Origin of the sequence: Tahibacter soli (assembly GCF_025717065.2) — a bacterium.
Lineage (GTDB): Bacteria > Pseudomonadota > Gammaproteobacteria > Xanthomonadales > Rhodanobacteraceae > Tahibacter > Tahibacter soli.
This window is the reverse complement of record NZ_JAOVZO020000023.1, coordinates 248,492-264,383: the sequence shown is the minus strand read 5'-3', so window position 1 is coordinate 264,383 and position 15,892 is coordinate 248,492. Positions and strand designations below refer to the sequence as shown.

At 68.1% G+C, this 15,892-nt stretch carries 12 protein-coding genes; 6 read left to right on the top strand and 6 right to left on the bottom strand.

Going from position 1 to position 15,892, the window contains the following annotated elements; all coding sequences use genetic code 11:
• Positions 1–97 precede the first annotated feature (97 nt).
• The 3 genes from OD750_RS26555 to OD750_RS26545 all read left to right on the top strand — a co-directional run bounded on the left by OD750_RS26555 (position 98) and on the right by OD750_RS26545 (position 3,363).
• A complete protein-coding gene (locus OD750_RS26555) occupies positions 98–1,615 on the top strand; it encodes a phospholipid carrier-dependent glycosyltransferase (RefSeq protein WP_263542610.1) in 1,518 nt (505 codons plus the stop codon).
• On the top strand, positions 1,615–2,205 hold the full coding sequence (locus tag OD750_RS26550) for a PA14 domain-containing protein (RefSeq protein WP_263542611.1): 591 nt from the start codon (positions 1,615–1,617) through the stop codon (positions 2,203–2,205). Before OD750_RS26555 ends, OD750_RS26550 begins: the two co-directional genes overlap by 1 nt.
• A gap of 63 nt (positions 2,206–2,268) precedes the next feature.
• Complete coding sequence (locus OD750_RS26545; protein ID WP_336407590.1) at positions 2,269–3,363, top strand: linear amide C-N hydrolase; 1,095 nt, start codon at positions 2,269–2,271, stop codon at positions 3,361–3,363.
• A 10-nt stretch (positions 3,364–3,373) separates the two neighbouring features.
• Here OD750_RS26545 and OD750_RS26540 read toward each other — a convergent pair whose 3' ends face one another.
• Both OD750_RS26540 and OD750_RS26535 read right to left on the bottom strand, forming a co-directional pair.
• A complete protein-coding gene (locus tag OD750_RS26540) occupies positions 3,374–4,687 on the bottom strand; it encodes a PQQ-dependent sugar dehydrogenase (protein WP_263542612.1) in 1,314 nt (437 codons plus the stop codon).
• A 16-nt stretch (positions 4,688–4,703) separates the two neighbouring features.
• Entirely contained in the window at positions 4,704–5,072 is a 369-nt protein-coding gene (locus OD750_RS26535) for an EF-hand domain-containing protein (protein ID WP_263542613.1), read from the bottom strand.
• A gap of 406 nt (positions 5,073–5,478) precedes the next feature.
• On the opposite strand from OD750_RS26535, the gene OD750_RS26530 reads away from it, so the two are divergent.
• Positions 5,479–5,892, top strand: coding sequence for a CBS domain-containing protein (locus tag OD750_RS26530; protein ID WP_263542614.1), 414 nt, complete (start codon positions 5,479–5,481; stop codon positions 5,890–5,892).
• A gap of 80 nt (positions 5,893–5,972) precedes the next feature.
• Positions 5,973–6,518: a DUF305 domain-containing protein gene (locus OD750_RS26525; RefSeq protein WP_263542615.1), complete on the top strand. Its 546-nt coding sequence runs from the start codon at positions 5,973–5,975 to the stop codon at positions 6,516–6,518.
• Positions 6,519–6,576: 58 nt separating this feature from the next.
• Here OD750_RS26525 and OD750_RS26520 read toward each other — a convergent pair whose 3' ends face one another.
• From OD750_RS26520 to OD750_RS26510, 3 genes are all read right to left on the bottom strand, one after another.
• Positions 6,577–7,089 carry a DUF4142 domain-containing protein gene (locus tag OD750_RS26520; protein WP_263542616.1) on the bottom strand — a complete coding sequence of 171 codons (513 nt, stop codon included), beginning with the start codon at positions 7,087–7,089 and terminating at the stop codon, positions 6,577–6,579.
• A 151-nt stretch (positions 7,090–7,240) separates the two neighbouring features.
• Positions 7,241–8,959 (bottom strand): response regulator, encoded by a 1,719-nt coding sequence (locus tag OD750_RS26515; RefSeq protein ID WP_263542617.1) that lies wholly within the window; start codon positions 8,957–8,959, stop codon positions 7,241–7,243.
• A complete protein-coding gene (locus OD750_RS26510; protein ID WP_263542618.1) occupies positions 8,960–14,683 on the bottom strand; it encodes a HAMP domain-containing protein in 5,724 nt (1,907 codons plus the stop codon).
• Between the two features lie 112 nt (positions 14,684–14,795).
• Here OD750_RS26510 and OD750_RS26505 point away from each other — a divergent pair, with 112 nt between their 5' ends.
• Positions 14,796–15,482, top strand: a complete 687-nt coding sequence (locus tag OD750_RS26505; RefSeq protein WP_263542619.1) for a histidine kinase — start codon at positions 14,796–14,798, stop codon at positions 15,480–15,482.
• Positions 15,483–15,553: 71 nt separating this feature from the next.
• Here OD750_RS26505 and OD750_RS26500 read toward each other — a convergent pair whose 3' ends face one another.
• Positions 15,554–15,745 carry a hypothetical protein gene (locus OD750_RS26500; RefSeq protein WP_263542620.1) on the bottom strand — a complete coding sequence of 64 codons (192 nt, stop codon included), beginning with the start codon at positions 15,743–15,745 and terminating at the stop codon, positions 15,554–15,556.
• Positions 15,746–15,892: the final 147 nt, after the last annotated feature.

The window sequence follows — 15,892 nt, the reverse complement described above, 5'->3', positions numbered from 1 at the left end:
CGACTAATGGCACCGGTGTCAATCTGCAGCGCAGCGAAGACGCCGACCACCGTCCTGTCTAGTCCGGAAACAGGCGTCCCCATCGATCAGGTGAAGCGTGACGGCAACGAGCGGCAGCGACGCGAATCTGCGGGAATCGGCAAGTCGAACGAACCGGTACGGCTGGATCGCGCCGGCGCTGCTGCTGGCGCTGTCGGTCGCGACTCTCGGCACGCGCTACTGGCTGCCGACGTCGCTGTTCTGGGACGAGAACTACCACGTCGCGTCGGCGCAGAAAATCATCGACGGCGTGATGTTCATGGAATCGCATCCGCCGCTCGGAAAGATGCTGATCGCCGCGGGCGAAGCCGCGCTCGGCCGCAACGAAGGGCGCGACACCGGCGCCCTCCTCCGCGCCGATCGCGTGCAGCAGGCGCAACTGCCGCCGGACTATTCGTTCGCGGGCGTGCGGCTCGCCTCGGTGCTGTCGATGATCGCCGCCGTGATGCTGCTGTACGCGTCGCTCGCGATGATCACCGGGCATCGGCTGCTCGCCTTCGTCTTCGCCGCGTTTCCCGCGCTCGACAACGCGCTCGTCGTGCACGCGCGCGCCGGCATGCTCGAAGGCATCCAGCTCGCGTTCGCGCTCGGCGCGATCTGCGTGCTCGCCGCGAGCCTGCGTCCCGGCCGCCGGGTGCGCTGGTATCACTATGCCGGGCTCGGCACGCTGGTGGGCCTCGCGATCGCCGTGAAGGTCAACAGCGCCGTGCTGCTGCTCCTGCCCGTCGCGCTGTTTCTCGCCGAACATTGGCCCGCGTCCCGCCCGCTCGCCGCGGCGCGGCGCCTGCCGGCGGCGGTCGCCGCGTTCTGCGTGCCGGCGCTGCTGGTGTTTTTCGGCAGCTTCTACGTGTTCATCGCGACGTCGACCGTCGTGATTCCGGGCCAGACCTACAAGGCATCGCCGGCGTATCTTGCACACCTGCGCGACGGCACCACCTGGACCGCGTCCGGATTCGCCGCCGGGCTGCGCGACCACCTGCGCTACATGGCCGAGTACGCCGACGGCGTGCCGCGCCTGGACGTGTGCAAGCCCGGCGAGAACGGCAGCCACGCCACGCGATGGCCGCTCGGGGGCAAGACCATCAACTACCGCTGGAACCGCGACGTCGTCGACGGCGTCGCCTATGTCGAATACACGTACCTCGTGCCCAATCCCGTCGTGTGGTTCGGCGTGCTCGGCGGCATCGTGCTGTCGGTCAGCCTGGTGCTGGCACGCACGGTCTTCGGTCACGGCGCCGCCGCGTCGCGCGACTTCTACTGGTCGGCACTGTTCACGAGCCTGTACCTCGCCTACTTCGTCGCGATCCTGCAGATCGAACGCGTGATGTACCTCTATCACTACTTCGTGCCGCTGCTGTTCGGCGTCGCCAACCTCGCCGTCGTCTGGAACCTGCTGTTCGGCGAGGGCCTCGCGGCGGGACGCCGGCATCCGCGCATCAACCTGCTGCTGCTCCTGGCGATCGTCGCGCTGGGTTTCGCCTACTTCGCGCCGCTGACCTACGGCATGCCGCTGACCGCGTCGCAGATGGAACAGCGCCAGTGGCTCGACGTCTGGGGCCTGGAACCGGTGCGCTGATGGACCAGGCCCGCCGCGACCGGATCACGACCGCGCTGCTGCTGATCGTCGCCGCCGCGCTCGTGCGCGCGATGTGGCCGGCGCACGTCGAGCCGGTGCTGCGTCTGGTGATCGAGCGCAATGCCGGCCCCATCGCCCATCTCGACCAGGCGCGCCGGATCGTCGAATCGAAAACGGTGTTCGTGGATCGCCTCGATCTGTCGCACGACGGGCGTCTGCGCCATCCGGAACTCGGCGACATCGGCTATCCCGAACATGTCTTCCTGAGTCTGCGCAAACGATTCGCCGTCGCCCGCGACGGCGACTACCGGTTTCTCGTCGGCAGCGACGACGGTTTCTCGCTGCGCATCGACAACCGCCCGGTCTGCGCCGATCCGCGGCCGCGCGCGCTGTCGGTGCAGACCTGCGGCATCCGGTTGAACGCGGGAGAACACGAACTCGCGCTCGACTACTTCCAGGACTCGGGCCCCTCGGGCCTGTCGGTGCAGTACGGGCGGCAGGACAGCGCCCGCAACGACTGGTTCGGCGAAAATTCGGACGACTTTCGCTTCGCGCCGGAAACGCCCGGACCGGCGCCGCAGACGCCGTGAAGCCATCCGTGCGCTGAAAAAAACGAACGGCAAACGGGCGCATCGACGTCCTCTTCACGCCGACTGCGCAGTTCGACGGCTAATCTGCACAACGCCCGCTTCTCCAGACGGCGACAAGGGGAACATCATGCATTTCGTCTTTCGGCGATTCTGATCGTCGCAGGCCTCGTCACGGCCGCGCCGGCGCTGTCCTGCTCGCGCATCCTGTGGAACGACAACGGCTACGGCACGCTCGTGGGCCGCAACATGGACTGGTCCGACGACATGGGAACCAATCTGTGGCTGCTGCCGCGCGGCATGGCGCGCAACGGGCTGGCGCCGACGCAGCCGCTGTCGTGGACCAGCAAATACGGCAGCGTGGCCATCACCGCCTACGACATGGCGACCGCCGACGGCATGAACGAAAAGGGACTCGTCGTCCACATGCTGTACCTGGGTTCGATGCAGCCCGGCCCGCGCGACACGAAGCGGCCCGGCCTGAGCGTCTCGATGTGGACGCAATACTATCTGGACAATTTCCCGACGGTCGCATCGGCCGTCGACGCGTGGAAAACCGTCGACTACCAGCTGCTCGACGCGAACGAGCCTTCCGGCGGCCGCATCACGGTGCATCTGGCGATGGAAGACGCCACGGGCGACTCGGCGATCCTCGAGGTCGTCGACGGGCAGATGAAGATCTACCACGACCGCCGCTACACCGTGATGACGAACGAGCCGACGTACGACAAGCAGCTCGAACTCCTCAAGCAGTACGACTTCAAGGGCGGCAAGTCGCTGCCCGGTTCGTACACCGCGTCCGACCGCTTCATCCGCGGCGCGTACTATCGCCAGCACCTGCCCAGGCCCGAGACCCAGCGCGAAGCCGTCGCGTATCTCATGGCCGCGATGCGCAACGTCGCCGGCCCGTTCGTCGACGATCCCGATCGCGCCGACGAATCGACGACGATCTGGCGCACCGTCACCGATCCGGGCAAGGGCCTCATCTACTTCGACAGCGTCGTGAGCCCGCAGGTGTTCTGGATCGACTTTCGCCGCCTGACGTTCGACGGCGACGAGGTGCGCAGGATCACGGTCGTCGGCAACGACGACCTGCACGGCGACGTATCCGACAAGTTCCGGAAAGCGGCCATGTTCTCGTTTCTGAAACCCAATCCGTAGCGACTCGCGCCTATCGCGCCGTCACGCGCCACACGACGTTGCCGACGTCGTCGGCGACGAGCAGCGCGCCCGCGCGATCGATCGCGACGCCGACCGGCCGGCCGCGCGCGTTGCCCGCCTCGTCGAGAAAACCGGTCAGCACGTCGATCGGCTCGCCGGACGGTTTATTGTTGGAGAATGGTACGAAGATCACCTTGTACCCGCTCGGCGGACGCCGGTTCCACGATCCGTGCAGGCCGGCGAACATGCCGTCGGCGTAGCGTGCCGGCAGGCGCGCGCCGTCCGCGGCGGCAAGGCCGAGCGCCGCGACGTGCGCGCCGAGCGCATAGTCAGGAACCACCGCTCGCGCGACGAGATCGGGCCGCGGCGGCTTCACGCGCTCGTCGACGTGCTGTCCGTAGTAGCTGTACGGCCAGCCGTAGAACGCGCCGTCGCGCACCGACGTGAGATAGTCCGGCACGAGATCCGAACCGATTTCGTCGCGTTCGTTGACGACGGTCCACAGCACGCCGTCGCGCGTCCACGCGATGCCGTTCGGATTGCGCAGGCCGCTCGCGAATACGCGGTACGTCTTCGCCGCCGGATCGACTTCGAGGATCGCCGCGCGCTCGCGTTCGGCCTCGATGCCGTTCTCGGCGACGTTGCTGTTCGAGCCGACCGTCACGTACAGCCGCTTGCCGTCGGGGCTCGCGGCGACGTTCTTGGTCCAGTGGTGGTTCAACGTGCCGCCCGGCAGATCGACGACCTTCTCGCCTCGCGTCGCGATGCGCGTGTCGCCGTCGCGATACGGAAACTTGAGCAGCGCGTCGGTCGCCGCGACGTAGAGCGCGTCGCCGACGAGCGCCATGCCGAACGGCGAGTTCGCGCCTTCGATGAACGCCTCGCGCACTTCGGCGACGCCGTCGCCGTTCGCGTCGCGCAGCAGCGTGATGCGATTCGCGCTCGGCGTCGCCGCGCCGGCCTTCTTCATCGCGCGCGCCTTGAACCAGCCCTTGATGCCGCCGCCGTCGTCCGGGCGCGGCGGCGCGTTCGTCTCGGCGACGAGCACGTCGCCGTTGCGCAACACGGCGAGCCAGCGCGGATGGTCGAGCCCGGTCGCGAACGCGCGCACCGCGAGATCGTCCGCGGGCCTCGGCGCCGTGCCGTCAGGCCAGCCGGTGGCCGGCGCGATCTTCAGCGTGGGAATCAGCGTGGGATTCGGGGGCGGCAGCGTCGGGTTCGGTCCGACGTCCTGCCGCGCCGACAACGTCGCGCGATCGCCGCAACCGGCGAGCGCGGCGAGCACGACGCCCGCGGCAACGATGCGCGACGATGTCGATCTCATGAGTCGCTCCGGCCCGTCACTTGCGCTGCGTATCTTCCTTGGCCTTCTTGTGCGCGTTCCACTCGTCGCGCGAGAGCTTGCCGTCGCCGTTCGCGTCGATCTGCGCGATCGTCATGCCCTTCGCGTTCGCGGGACTGAACTCGGCCGCGCTGATCGTGCCGTCGCCGTTCGTGTCGTACTGTTCGAACGACTTCATCGGCATCGTCGCGGCCGGCGGGGTCATCGTGCGCGGCGTGGTCGCGTCGCGCGGCGGATCGGTCGGCGTCGGAGTGCCGACCGGATTGGTCGCGGGGTTCTTCGCCGACGGCGGCGTTTCCTGCTGTGCCAGAACGGCGGTGCCCGCCGACAACAGCGCGATCGCAAGCAGGCTTTGCAGTGATTTCATCATCGTCTCCTTCAGGGATTGCCGGGTCGGCGCTTGAGGTGCAGCACGATGCATGCCCGCGCGGCGAGGCCGATCGGCTTCGCCGTCAGATGCCGGCGCCGGGTTCACCCTTCGTTTACTTGTTAACAAAATACCAACATCTAAAACGGCGGAATCCCGACGCACGGCTTGCGGTGCGCATGCGAGCGCGATCCGGCACGGTCGGCTCCTCGTGCAGATTGAGCATCGCGGCCCGCGCCTCGTGCGCATTGCCCGCGGTTCGCGGCCACGCTGGTCGTCGTGCCGCATGCGCTCGGCGCGGCACGCATGGCACGAATCCTGATAGCTGCATTCGATGCGGGAAGCGACACGCGAAACCCGCCTGACACTCCCCGCCGCGCAGCGGCGACGCCAAGCGAGAAGCGCCATGAAGATCCGTAGCGTAATGAGCCGCAACGTCCACGTTCTCGACGCGAACGCGTCCTTGCGCGCCGCCGCGCTGATGATGCAGCGCGAAGACATCGGCAGCGTGCCGGTCAGCGAGAACGACAAGCTGATCGGCATGGTCACCGACCGCGACATCGTCGTGCGCGCCGTCGCCGAAGGCTGGCAGATCGACACGCCGTTGCGCGAAGTGATGTCGAGCGGCGTGAAGTACTGCTACGACGACGACGAGGTCGACGACGTCGCGCGCAACATGTCCGATCTGGGCGTGCGGCGCCTGCCGGTCGTCGACCGCGCCAAGAATCTCGTCGGCTTCGTCTCGCTCGCGAACATCTCCAGCGCGGGCGACACGCGGGCCACCGGCGAACTCCTGCAGGGTACGGCGCAGCCGCATTGACCGGTCGCCGAAAGCCGATCGCGCCTTCGCGGCGCGATCGGCGGAATGGCCCGGACGACAGACCGCAAAGGAGCACGACGATGACTGCGACAACGCACGCGGGCGACGGCGCGCATGCCGCCGCGACGCGCCACACCGGCAGCCGGCACGCCGGCATGAATCCTTACGCGCGGCTCGCGGCGATGGTCGCGCTCTCGTTCGTCGCGATGTTCGTGCTGATGTACGCGATGGTCGACCGGTACGCGAACGCGGTGCCGAATCTCAACCAGGTCTGGATGGCCGGTCTCATGGCGGCGCCGATGCTCGTGATCGAACTCGCACTGATGGCCGCGATGTATCCGAACAAAAAGCTCAACGTCGCACTCGCCGTACTCGGCATCGTTCTGGCGGCCGGATTCTGGTTCGCGATCCGCGAACAGACGGGCATCGGCGACCGGCAGTTCCTGAAATCGATGATTCCGCACCACGCCGGCGCGGTACTGATGTGCGAGCGGGCGTCGCTCGCCACGCGCGACGCGCAGCGGCTGTGCGAGTCGATCGTCGAATCGCAGCAGGCGGAAATCGAACTCATGCGCGCGCTGCTCGCGCGCGAGGACGCGATGGCGAACGCAAAACCGAGGCCGTGACGAAGGCGACTACGCCGGCAGCGCCTGCGCAGTCGCCTCGCCCCCTTCCTTGGCTTTCCTAATTGCGACGCGCCGCCGGCGGCAATTCGCCGGACTCCTTGCGATGCTGTTCGAGCGTCGGCAGCGTATCGGTCGCGAAGCCGCGCAGCGCGGACGCATCCGCGTTCTTGGCCGCATCGCGGAACAGCGCGACCGCGGCATCGTGGTCCGCCTTCATGTTCAGCGCGTACTGGCGGTCGAACGCGTCGCCCTGCGTCTGCGCGAGCGCGTCGATCTTCGCCTTGGCATCGGCGTCGGGCGCGCTCGGCAGCATCCAGCCGTTTTCCTGCGCGAGCTTTTCGAGCTTGCGGTTCGCGCCGCCGTGGTCGGTCACCATCTTGTCGGCGTAGCTCTTGATCTTCGGGTTCGCGGAGCGTTCGAGCGCGAGCTTGCTCTGCTCGACTTCCGAGAGACCGGCGACTGCGGCCTTCGTGACGAACTGCGTGTCCTTCGGCGAGAGGTCGCCGGCGTAGGCCGACGATGCGGCGGCGAGCGCGGCGAACGCGAGCGTGCGGGCAATGCGGGTGTTCATGCGGTTCTCCTGTGGCATGCGTGCCCGCGTACCGTCGCAAGCGCCATGCCACCGGTGCGCGCGCCTGCAGCGCGTCGCGACGCGGCTTTCTTCATGCAGAGTGCACCGCGCCGCACGGCGGCGATGCGAAATGCACCGGCCCGCGGCGGCGCTACGCCCCCGCTCGCCGCACGCCCTCGCGGCAGATCGTCTCGATGTCGAGCGGATCGGCCGGCTTGACGAGGTGATAGTCGAAGCCCGCTTCCTGCGAGCGCCGGCGGTCGTCGTCCTGGCCCCAGCCCGTCAGCGCGACGAGGAGCACGTCGCTCCCCGCTTCGCTCGCGCGGATCTTCCCGGCGAGATCCAGGCCGTTGAGTTTCGGCATGCCGACGTCGAGAAACGCGATCTGCGGCCTGAACGCCTCGAGCGTCGCAAGCGCGAGCAGCGGATCGCACAGCGCGCGCACTTCGTGGCCGCCGAGCTTGAGCAGCAGCGCCAGTGTTTCGGCCGCATCGCGGTTGTCGTCGACCACGAGTACGCGGCGCGGCGCGATCGCCGCGTCCGCGGCCGGGGCCGCGACAGCCGGTGCCGGCGTCTGAGCGCTCGCCAGCGGCAGGCGCACCTCGAAGCACGCGCCGCGGCCCGGTCCGTCGCTCTTCGCCGCCACGCTGCCGCCGTGCATCTCGACGAGCCGGCGTACCAGCGTCAGCCCGACGCCGAGTCCGCCCTGCGCGCGTTCGAGCGACGTGTCGATCTGCACGAACAGGTCGAACACGTCGTCGAGCCGCGACGGCGGAATGCCGACGCCGTTGTCGATCACCGCCACGACGAGCGCGTCGCCGTCGACGCCCGCCGTCATCCGGATCGAACCGCCCGCATCGGTATACTTGCACGCATTGTTCAACAGGTTGCCGAACACCTGCGTAAGCCGCTGCGGATCGCCGTCGACGACCGCCGAGTCCGGCGGCAGCGCCAGCGTCAGCCGATGCCCCATCGCCTCGAGCTGCGGCGCGAACGTTTCGGCCGTCGCGGCCAGGAGCGGCGCGAGCGGCATGCGCTGGCGCTTGAGTTCGATGCGTCCGTGCGTGATGCGCGAGACGTCCAGCAGGTCGTCGACGAGGCGCACGAGCTGGCGCACCTGGCGGTCGATGATGTCGATCGCGCGCGCGTCGCCGGTCTGGATGCCGGCGCGCATCACGCCGAGCGCGTTGCGGATCGGTGCCAGCGGATTGCGCAGCTCGTGCGCGAGCGTGGCGAGGAACTCGTCCTTGCGCCGGTCGGCCACGCGCAGCTTTTCGGCCAGCTGCTGCAACTGGGCCTCGGCGCGGCGCCGTTCGGCGACCTCCGCCTCGAGCTGCTCGTTCGCCGCCGACAGCTGCAGGTTCGCCAGCGCCAGCGTGCGCGACAGCGCCTCGAACTCCTGCGCGCGCTCGGTCTGCAGCACGAGATTCGCCTGCATCAGGGTCGCGTTCTCGCCGGCGAGCGAACGCCGCTTCCGGTACAGTTCCACGAGTACCGAAACCTTGCTGCGCAGGATGTCGGGTATGACCGGCACCTGCACGTAGTCGATCGCACCTAGGCGATAACCGTGCAGGCGGTCGAGCTCGTCGACGTGCACGCCGGTCACGAAAATGATCGGCGTATTCTCGAAGCGCGGATGCTGGTGGATCATCTGTGCGGTTTCGAAGCCGTCCATCCCGGGCATGCTCACGTCGAGCAGGATGACCGCGAACTCGTCGTCCATCAGGCGCTTGAGCGCCTCCTCGCCCGACCTTGCCGACACGAGCGTTTCGCCGAGTTCGGCGAGCACCGCCTCGTAGCTGAGCAGTCGCGCCGGCTGATCGTCGACGAGCAGGATATTGACCTTGCCGTTGGTTTCCATGGCGGGCATCTACCGGTGCATCCACTGTCGCAGCACCGACAGCAGCTGGTCGGTGTTGACGGGCTTGGCGAGATAGTCCGACGCGCCGGCCTCCAGGCACTTCTCGCGGTCGCCCTTCATCGCCTTGGCCGTCAGCGCGACGATCGGCAGGCTGCGGAAACGCGCGTCGTCGCGGATCGCGCGCGTGGTTTCGTAGCCGTCCATCTCGGGCATCATGATGTCCATCAGCACCAGCGCGATCTGCGGCGTGTTCTTCAGGCACGTGATCGCCTCCTGCCCGGTCGAGGCCGTCACCACCCGCATGCCGTGGCGTTCGAGCACGCTCGACAGCGCGAAGATGTTGCGCACGTCGTCGTCGACCACGAGCACGCGCCGGCCGATCAGCACCTCGTCGGTATCGTGCAGGTGCTCGAGCATGCGCCGCTTCGCCGGCGGGAGGTCGGCGATCACGCGATGCAGGAACAGCGCCGTTTCGTCGAGCAGGCGTTCCGGCGAGCGCACGTCCTTGAGCACCACGCTCTTGGCGGCCTTCTTGAGCAGCGCGCTCTCGGCGTCGGTCAGCTCCTTGCCGGTGAACACGACGACCGGCACGTCGCGCAGCGCCGGATCGGCGTGGATCTGCGTCAGAAGATCGAAGCCCGATATGTCCGGCAGGCGCAGGTCGAGCACCGCGCAGTCGAAGCGCGCGCCGCGCAGCGCCGCCAGCGCCGCGGCGCCGTTGTCGACGCTGACGATCTCGACGTCGTCGTGCGCGATGAGCTCGACGATGCCCATGCGCTCGGCGTCGTTGTCCTCGATCACGAGCAGGCGCTTTCTGCGCGCGACCGCGAACGACTTGATCTTTTCGAGCGCGGCCGTGAGTTCCTCGGTGGTCACCGGCTTGTTGACGAACGAGAAGGCGCCGCGTTCGAGTCCCTGCTGGCGTTCGTCCTCGATCGTGACGATCTGCACCGGGATGTGCCGCGTCGTCGAGTCCTGCTTGAGGCGGCTCAGGACGGTCCAGCCGAGCATGTCCGGCAGGAAGATGTCGAGCGAAATCGCCGTCGGCGCGTGCTTGCGCGCGAGCGCGATCGCATCGCTGCCGCGCATCGCGACGATGCCCTTGAAGCCGCGCTCGCGCGCGAGGTCGAGCATCACTTTCGCGTAGTGCGGATCGTCCTCGACGATCAGCAGCGCCGGTTCGCCCGGCGCGATGTCGGCGCGATCGTCGGCGATTTCCTCGGCGCGCGGCATCGGCAGCGCAGGCAGCGACGCCGGGGAAAGCACGCCGCGCATCGACTCGTCGCCCGTCGCCGGCCCTTCGTAGCGCAGCGGCAGGTACAGCGTGAACGTGCTGCCGACGCCCACGGTGCTCGCGAGACGGATCTCGCCGCCGAGCAGGTTGGCCAGCTCGCGGCTGATCGCAAGGCCCAGGCCCGTGCCGCCGTATTTGCGCGACGTGCCGGCGTCGGCCTGCTGGAACGCCTCGAAGATGATGCGCTGTTTCTCGGCCGGAATGCCGATGCCCGAATCGGTGACCGAGAACCCGACGACGGTCGGCGCGCGCGACAGCGTCGGATGCTCCGGGGACCAGCCGTCGCGCGCGACGCCGACCGCGAACGTGATGACGCCCTGGTCGGTGAACTTGAACGCGTTCGACAGGAGGTTCTTGAGCACCTGCAGGAGGCGCTTGGGATCGGTCGAGATCAGCGGTCCGAGCGCCGGGTCCAGGCGCGTGACGAAACCGAGCTTGCGCCGCTCGGCCTCGTGCGCGAAGTTGCGTTCGACCGTGTCGCGCAGCTGCACGAAACCGATTTCCTCGCTCTCGACCGTGACCGTGCCCGACTCGATCTTGGACAGATCCAGAATGTCGCTGATCAGGTTCAGAAGGTCGGTGCCGGCGCCGTGGATCGTCGCGGCGAATTCGACCTGCTTCTTCGACAGGTTGCCCTCGGCGTTGTCGGCGAGCTGCTGGCCGAGAATCAGGATGCTGTTGAGCGGCGTGCGCAGCTCGTGCGACATGTTGGCGAGGAACTCGGACTTGTAGCGCGACGTCAGCGCGAGCTCGGCCGCCTTTTCCTCGAGCGCGCGCCGCGCCTGTTCGATCTCGCGGTTCTTGCGCTCGACCTCGGCGTTCTGCTGCGCGAGCAGTTTCGCCTTGAGGCCCAGCTCGTCGTTCGTCTGCTGCAGCTCCTTCTGCTGCGTCTGCAGCTCGCCGGCGAGCTGCTGCGACTGCGCGAGCAGGCCTTCGGTGCGCATCGTCGCCTCGATCGTGTTGAGCACGATGCCGATCGAACCGGTGAGCTGTTCGAGGAACGACAGGTGCGACGGCGTGAAGTCGCCGAGGCTCGCCAGTTCGATGACGGCCTTGACCTGGTCTTCGAACAGCACCGGAATCACGATCACGTTGCGCGGCGCGGCCTCGACGAGCCCGCCGGCGATGCGGATCTGCGCCGCGGGTATGTCGGTGAGCAGGAGCCGCCGGCGCAGCTCCGCGCACTGTCCGACGAGGCTTTCGCCGAGCCGGTAGCGGCGCGGACCGCGCTCGCCGGGACCGTCGGCATAGCCGTAGATCTGCTGCAGGTACGAACCGTCGAGGCCGTCCTCCATGACGTACATGACGCCCTGGTGCGCATCGACGAGCGGCGCGAGTTCCGACAGCAGCATGCGTGCGACCGCGAGCAGGTCGCGCTGGCCCTGCATCATGCCCGAGAAGCGCGCGAGGTTCGTCTTGAGCCAGTCCTGCTCGGTGTTGCGTTCGGTCGTCGCGCGCAGGTTGCCGATCATCGCGTTGATGTTGTCTTTCAGCTCGGCCACCTCGCCGCGCGCGTCGACCTGGATCGAGCGCGTGAGATTGCCCTGCGTCACGGACGTCGCCACCTCGGCGATCGCGCGCACCTGCGTCGTCAGGTTCGCCGCGAGCAGGTTCACGTTCGCGGTGAGATCCTTCCACGTGCCGGCCGCGCCGGGCACGGCCGCCTGACCGCCCAGGCGCCCTTCGACGCCCACTTCGCGCGCGACCGTCGTCACCTGCTCGGCGAAGATCGCGAGCGTGTCGGTCATGCTGTTGATCGTGTCGGCGAGCGCGGCGACCTCGCCTTTCGCTTCCACCGTGAGCTTCTGCCGCAGATCGCCGTTCGCGACCGCGGTGACGACCTTGACGATGCCGCGCACCTGGTTCGTCAGGTTGGCGGCCATGACGTTGACGTTGTCGGTGAGGTCCTTCCAGGTGCCGGCGACGCCGGGCACCGCGGCCTGTCCGCCGAGCTTGCCCTCGGTGCCGACCTCGCGCGCCACGCGCGTGACTTCCGCGGCGAAGCTGTTCAACTGGTCGACCATCGTGTTGATGGTGTTCTTCAGTTCGAGGATCTCGCCCTTCACGTCGACCGCGATCTTGCGCGACAGGTCGCCGCGCGCCACGGCGGTGGCCACTTCGGCGATGTTGCGCACCTGGCCGGTCAGGTTCGACGCCATCGAATTGACGTTGTCGGTGAGATCCTTCCACGTGCCGGCGACGCCGGGCACCTGCGCCTGTCCGCCGAGCTTGCCTTCGGTACCGACCTCGCGCGCCACGCGGGTGACCTCGGCGGCGAAGCTGTTCAACTGGTCGACCATCGTGTTGATGGTGTTCTTGAGTTCGAGGATTTCGCCGCGCACGTCGACCGCGATCTTGCGCGACAGGTCGCCGCGCGCGACCGCCGTGGTCACCTCGGCGATGTTGCGCACCTGGCCGGTCAGGTTCGACGCCATCGAATTGACGTTGTCGGTGAGATCCTTCCACGTGCCGGCGACGCCGGGCACCTGCGCCTGTCCGCCGAGCTTGCCTTCGGTACCGACCTCGCGCGCCACGCGCGTGACCTCCGCGGCGAATCCGTTCAACTGGTCGACCATCGTGTTGATGGTGTTCTTGAGTTCGAGGATCTCGCCCTTCACGCTGACCGCGATCTTGCGCGACAGGTCGCCGCGCGCGACGGCGGTGGTCACTTCGGCGATGTTGCGCACCTGCACGGTCAGGTTCGTCGCCATCGCGTTGACCGAATCGGTGAGGTCCTTCCACGTGCCCGCGACGCCGGGCACCTGCGCCTGGCCGCCGAGCTTGCCCTCGGTGCCGACCTCGCGCGCCACGCGCGTCACTTCGGCCGCGAAGCCGTTCAGCTGATCGACCATCGTGTTGATGGTGTTCTTCAGTTCGAGAATTTCCCCCTGAACGTCCACCGTAATTTTCAACGAAAGGTCGCCGCGCGCGACGGCCGTGGTGACCTCGGCGATGTTGCGCACCTGGCCGGTCAGGTTCGACGCCATCGAATTGACGTTGTCGGTGAGATCCTTCCAGGTGCCGGCGACGCCCGGCACCTGCGCCTGGCCGCCGAGCTTGCCCTCGGTGCCAACCTCGCGCGCCACGCGCGTGACTTCCGACGCGAACGAGCGCAGCTGCTCGATCATCGTGTTCAGCGTTTCCTTCAGGTCGAGGATTTCGCCGCGCACGTCGACGGTGATCTTGCGCGACAGGTCGCCGTTCGCGATCGCCGTGGCCACCTCGGCGATGTTGCGCACCTGGTCGGTCAGGTTCGACGCCATCGAGTTGACGTTGTCCGTGAGATCCTTCCACACGCCCGACACGCCCTTGACCTGCGCCTGTCCGCCGAGCTTGCCCTCGGTGCCGACCTCGCGCGCCACGCGCGTCACCTCGGCCGCGAAGCCGTTCAACTGGTCCACCATCGTGTTGATGGTGTCCTTGAGTTCGAGAATTTCGCCCTTGACGTCGACGGTGATCTTGCGCGACAGGTCGCCGCGCGCGACCGCCGTCGTCACCTCGGCGATGTTGCGCACCTGAGAGGTGAGGTTCGTCGCCATCGCGTTGACCGAGTCGGTCAGATCCTTCCAGGTGCCGGCGACGCCCGGCACGATCGCCTGGCCGCCGAGCTTGCCGTCGGTGCCGACCTCGCGCGCCACGCGCGTGACTTCCGAGGCGAAGCCGCGCAGCTGGTCGACCATCGTGTTGATGGCCTCCTTCAACTGCAGGATCTCGCCGCGCACGTCGACTGTGATCTTGCGCGACAGGTCGCCGCTCGCGACCGCGATCGTCACCTCGGCGATGTTGCGCACCTGCGCCGTCAGGTTCGACGCCATCTGGTTGACCGATTCGGTGAGATCCTTCCACACGCCCGACACGCCCTTGACCTGCGCCTGGCCGCCGAGTTTGCCCGCGGTGCCGACTTCGATCGCCACGCGCGTCACTTCCGAGCTGAACACGCTCATCTGCTCGATCATCGCGTTGACGATCGTCGCCGAGCGCAGGAACTCGCCTTCGAGCGGCCGGCCGTCGACCTGCAGGTCGATCGTGCGACTCAGGTCGCCGCGCGCCACCGCCGAGATCGCGCGCGTCATGCGTTCGGTCGGCCACAACAGATCGTCGACGAGCGTATTGACCGAACGCTCCATCGCGCCCCAGGCCCCTCGCCGGCTCGCGCCGTCGACGCGCTGGCCGGTCTGTCCGCGCTTGCCGACGACGTCGCCGACGCGCGCGAGTTCGTCGGCGAGGCGCCGGTTGTTAAAGATAATTTCATTCAGCGTGTCGGCGATCTTGCCTTCGATGCCGTCCCAGCCGCCCGGCAGCCGCTCGCCGAAGTCGCCGTCGCGAACGGCCTGCATCACACGCAGAATTTCCTGCAGCGGACCGCTCGTCGAGACGGGTGCGGGCGCCCCGTTCGAGACGGCGGCTTCGGATCGATCGAGCTTGCGTCGTACGGCCATGGCGTTATGCTTCTGGGGGTTGGCGTAGTGAACATAGCAGCATGTCGGGAGCGCCACACCGCGCTTCACGGCGGCGGCTGCATCGGGTCATGCACGAAGGGGAATCTCGACGATGTCCGAAGCCGCCCTCACCGGCGCCACCGAAGGCACGCCCGTGCGCCATGCCTGGCTCGATCGGCTGGCTCACGATCTGCGCAGCGCCTATTCGCCGGTTTCCATCGGCATCACGATGCTGCGCAGCGGGCGGCTGGAACCCGCGCAGCAGGCCGAACTCCTCGCGGCGATGCAGCGGCAGTCCGAAACGCTCGTGCAGATGCTCGACGACATCTCCGATCTCGTCGCGAGCCGCCACGGGGCCAAGACCGCGACCTCGATCGCGCATCTGTTCGATACGGTCCGTGCGCGCACGGCCGCACGCCTCGCCGACGCCGGGGTCGCGCTCGACGCGCGCGTGCCGGCGGAACCGGCGACACTGCGCGGCGAATCGCGCGCGCTCGCGCGGCTGCTCGTGCAGATCGTGCTGCACGCGGCGCAGATCGCCGGCCGCGGCAGCCGCGTCGTCGTCGACGCGCAGCCGCGCGACGGCCAGCCCGCGCTGCGCGTGACCGTCGCCGACGCCACCGAAGCCGGAACCGTCGAAGCGTTCGCCGCGTTCGTGGCGCGGCTGGAACATCCCGCCGCGCCGCACCTCGCGGACGCCGCCGCGCACGACATCCTCGCGCGGCACAACGCGCACGTCGTCGCACTGGGCGGCGACGCACCCGGCGTGCTCGTGCGCCTTGCGGCGCGTTCCGACTAGCTCGGCGCGTCTGTTCATTTCCCCCTGACTTGTGTTGCGGGCGGCCGGCTCGCGCCGGGCCGCCGTGCGGCTCAGCGATGCAGCGCGCGGTCGTAGCGCATCGCTCGCCAGCGCACGCAGCCGAAGCGGTACTGCTTGAGCGCATCGGCGTAACGCCGCTGCGACTCGTCCACGAGCGCCGCGTTCGACGTGAGCTTGCCGAGCCAGCGATTCGTGCGCGCCTCGGTACAGCGCGCAAGTCCACTCAAGATGTCGCGATACATGGCGTCTCCTTCATCGGGCTCGTAGTTGCTCCCAGATTCGTGCCAACGCGTTCGGCGGCTAACTGTTTGATTGCGCGCCGGCATAGGCACGCGTCACCGTGCAGCTTGCCGTGCGATGGCGCCCGCGCATGCGATTTGCACGGCACC

Excerpts from the sequence above, each read along its gene's own strand:
- OD750_RS26550 (WP_263542611.1), top strand. The coding sequence starts at position 1,615 with ATGGACCAGGCCCGCCGCGACCGGATCACGACCGCGCTGCTGCTGATC.
- OD750_RS26540 (WP_263542612.1), bottom strand. The coding sequence starts at position 4,687 with ATGAGATCGACATCGTCGCGCATCGTTGCCGCGGGCGTCGTGCTCGCC.
- OD750_RS26535 (WP_263542613.1), bottom strand. The coding sequence starts at position 5,072 with ATGAAATCACTGCAAAGCCTGCTTGCGATCGCGCTGTTGTCGGCGGGC.
- OD750_RS26530 (WP_263542614.1), top strand. The coding sequence starts at position 5,479 with ATGAAGATCCGTAGCGTAATGAGCCGCAACGTCCACGTTCTCGACGCG.
- OD750_RS26525 (WP_263542615.1), top strand. The coding sequence starts at position 5,973 with ATGACTGCGACAACGCACGCGGGCGACGGCGCGCATGCCGCCGCGACG.
- OD750_RS26520 (WP_263542616.1), bottom strand. The coding sequence starts at position 7,089 with ATGAACACCCGCATTGCCCGCACGCTCGCGTTCGCCGCGCTCGCCGCC.
- OD750_RS26515 (WP_263542617.1), bottom strand. The coding sequence starts at position 8,959 with ATGCCCGCCATGGAAACCAACGGCAAGGTCAATATCCTGCTCGTCGAC.
- OD750_RS26510 (WP_263542618.1), bottom strand. The coding sequence starts at position 14,683 with ATGGCCGTACGACGCAAGCTCGATCGATCCGAAGCCGCCGTCTCGAAC.
- OD750_RS26505 (WP_263542619.1), top strand. The coding sequence starts at position 14,796 with ATGTCCGAAGCCGCCCTCACCGGCGCCACCGAAGGCACGCCCGTGCGC.
- OD750_RS26500 (WP_263542620.1), bottom strand. The coding sequence starts at position 15,745 with ATGTATCGCGACATCTTGAGTGGACTTGCGCGCTGTACCGAGGCGCGC.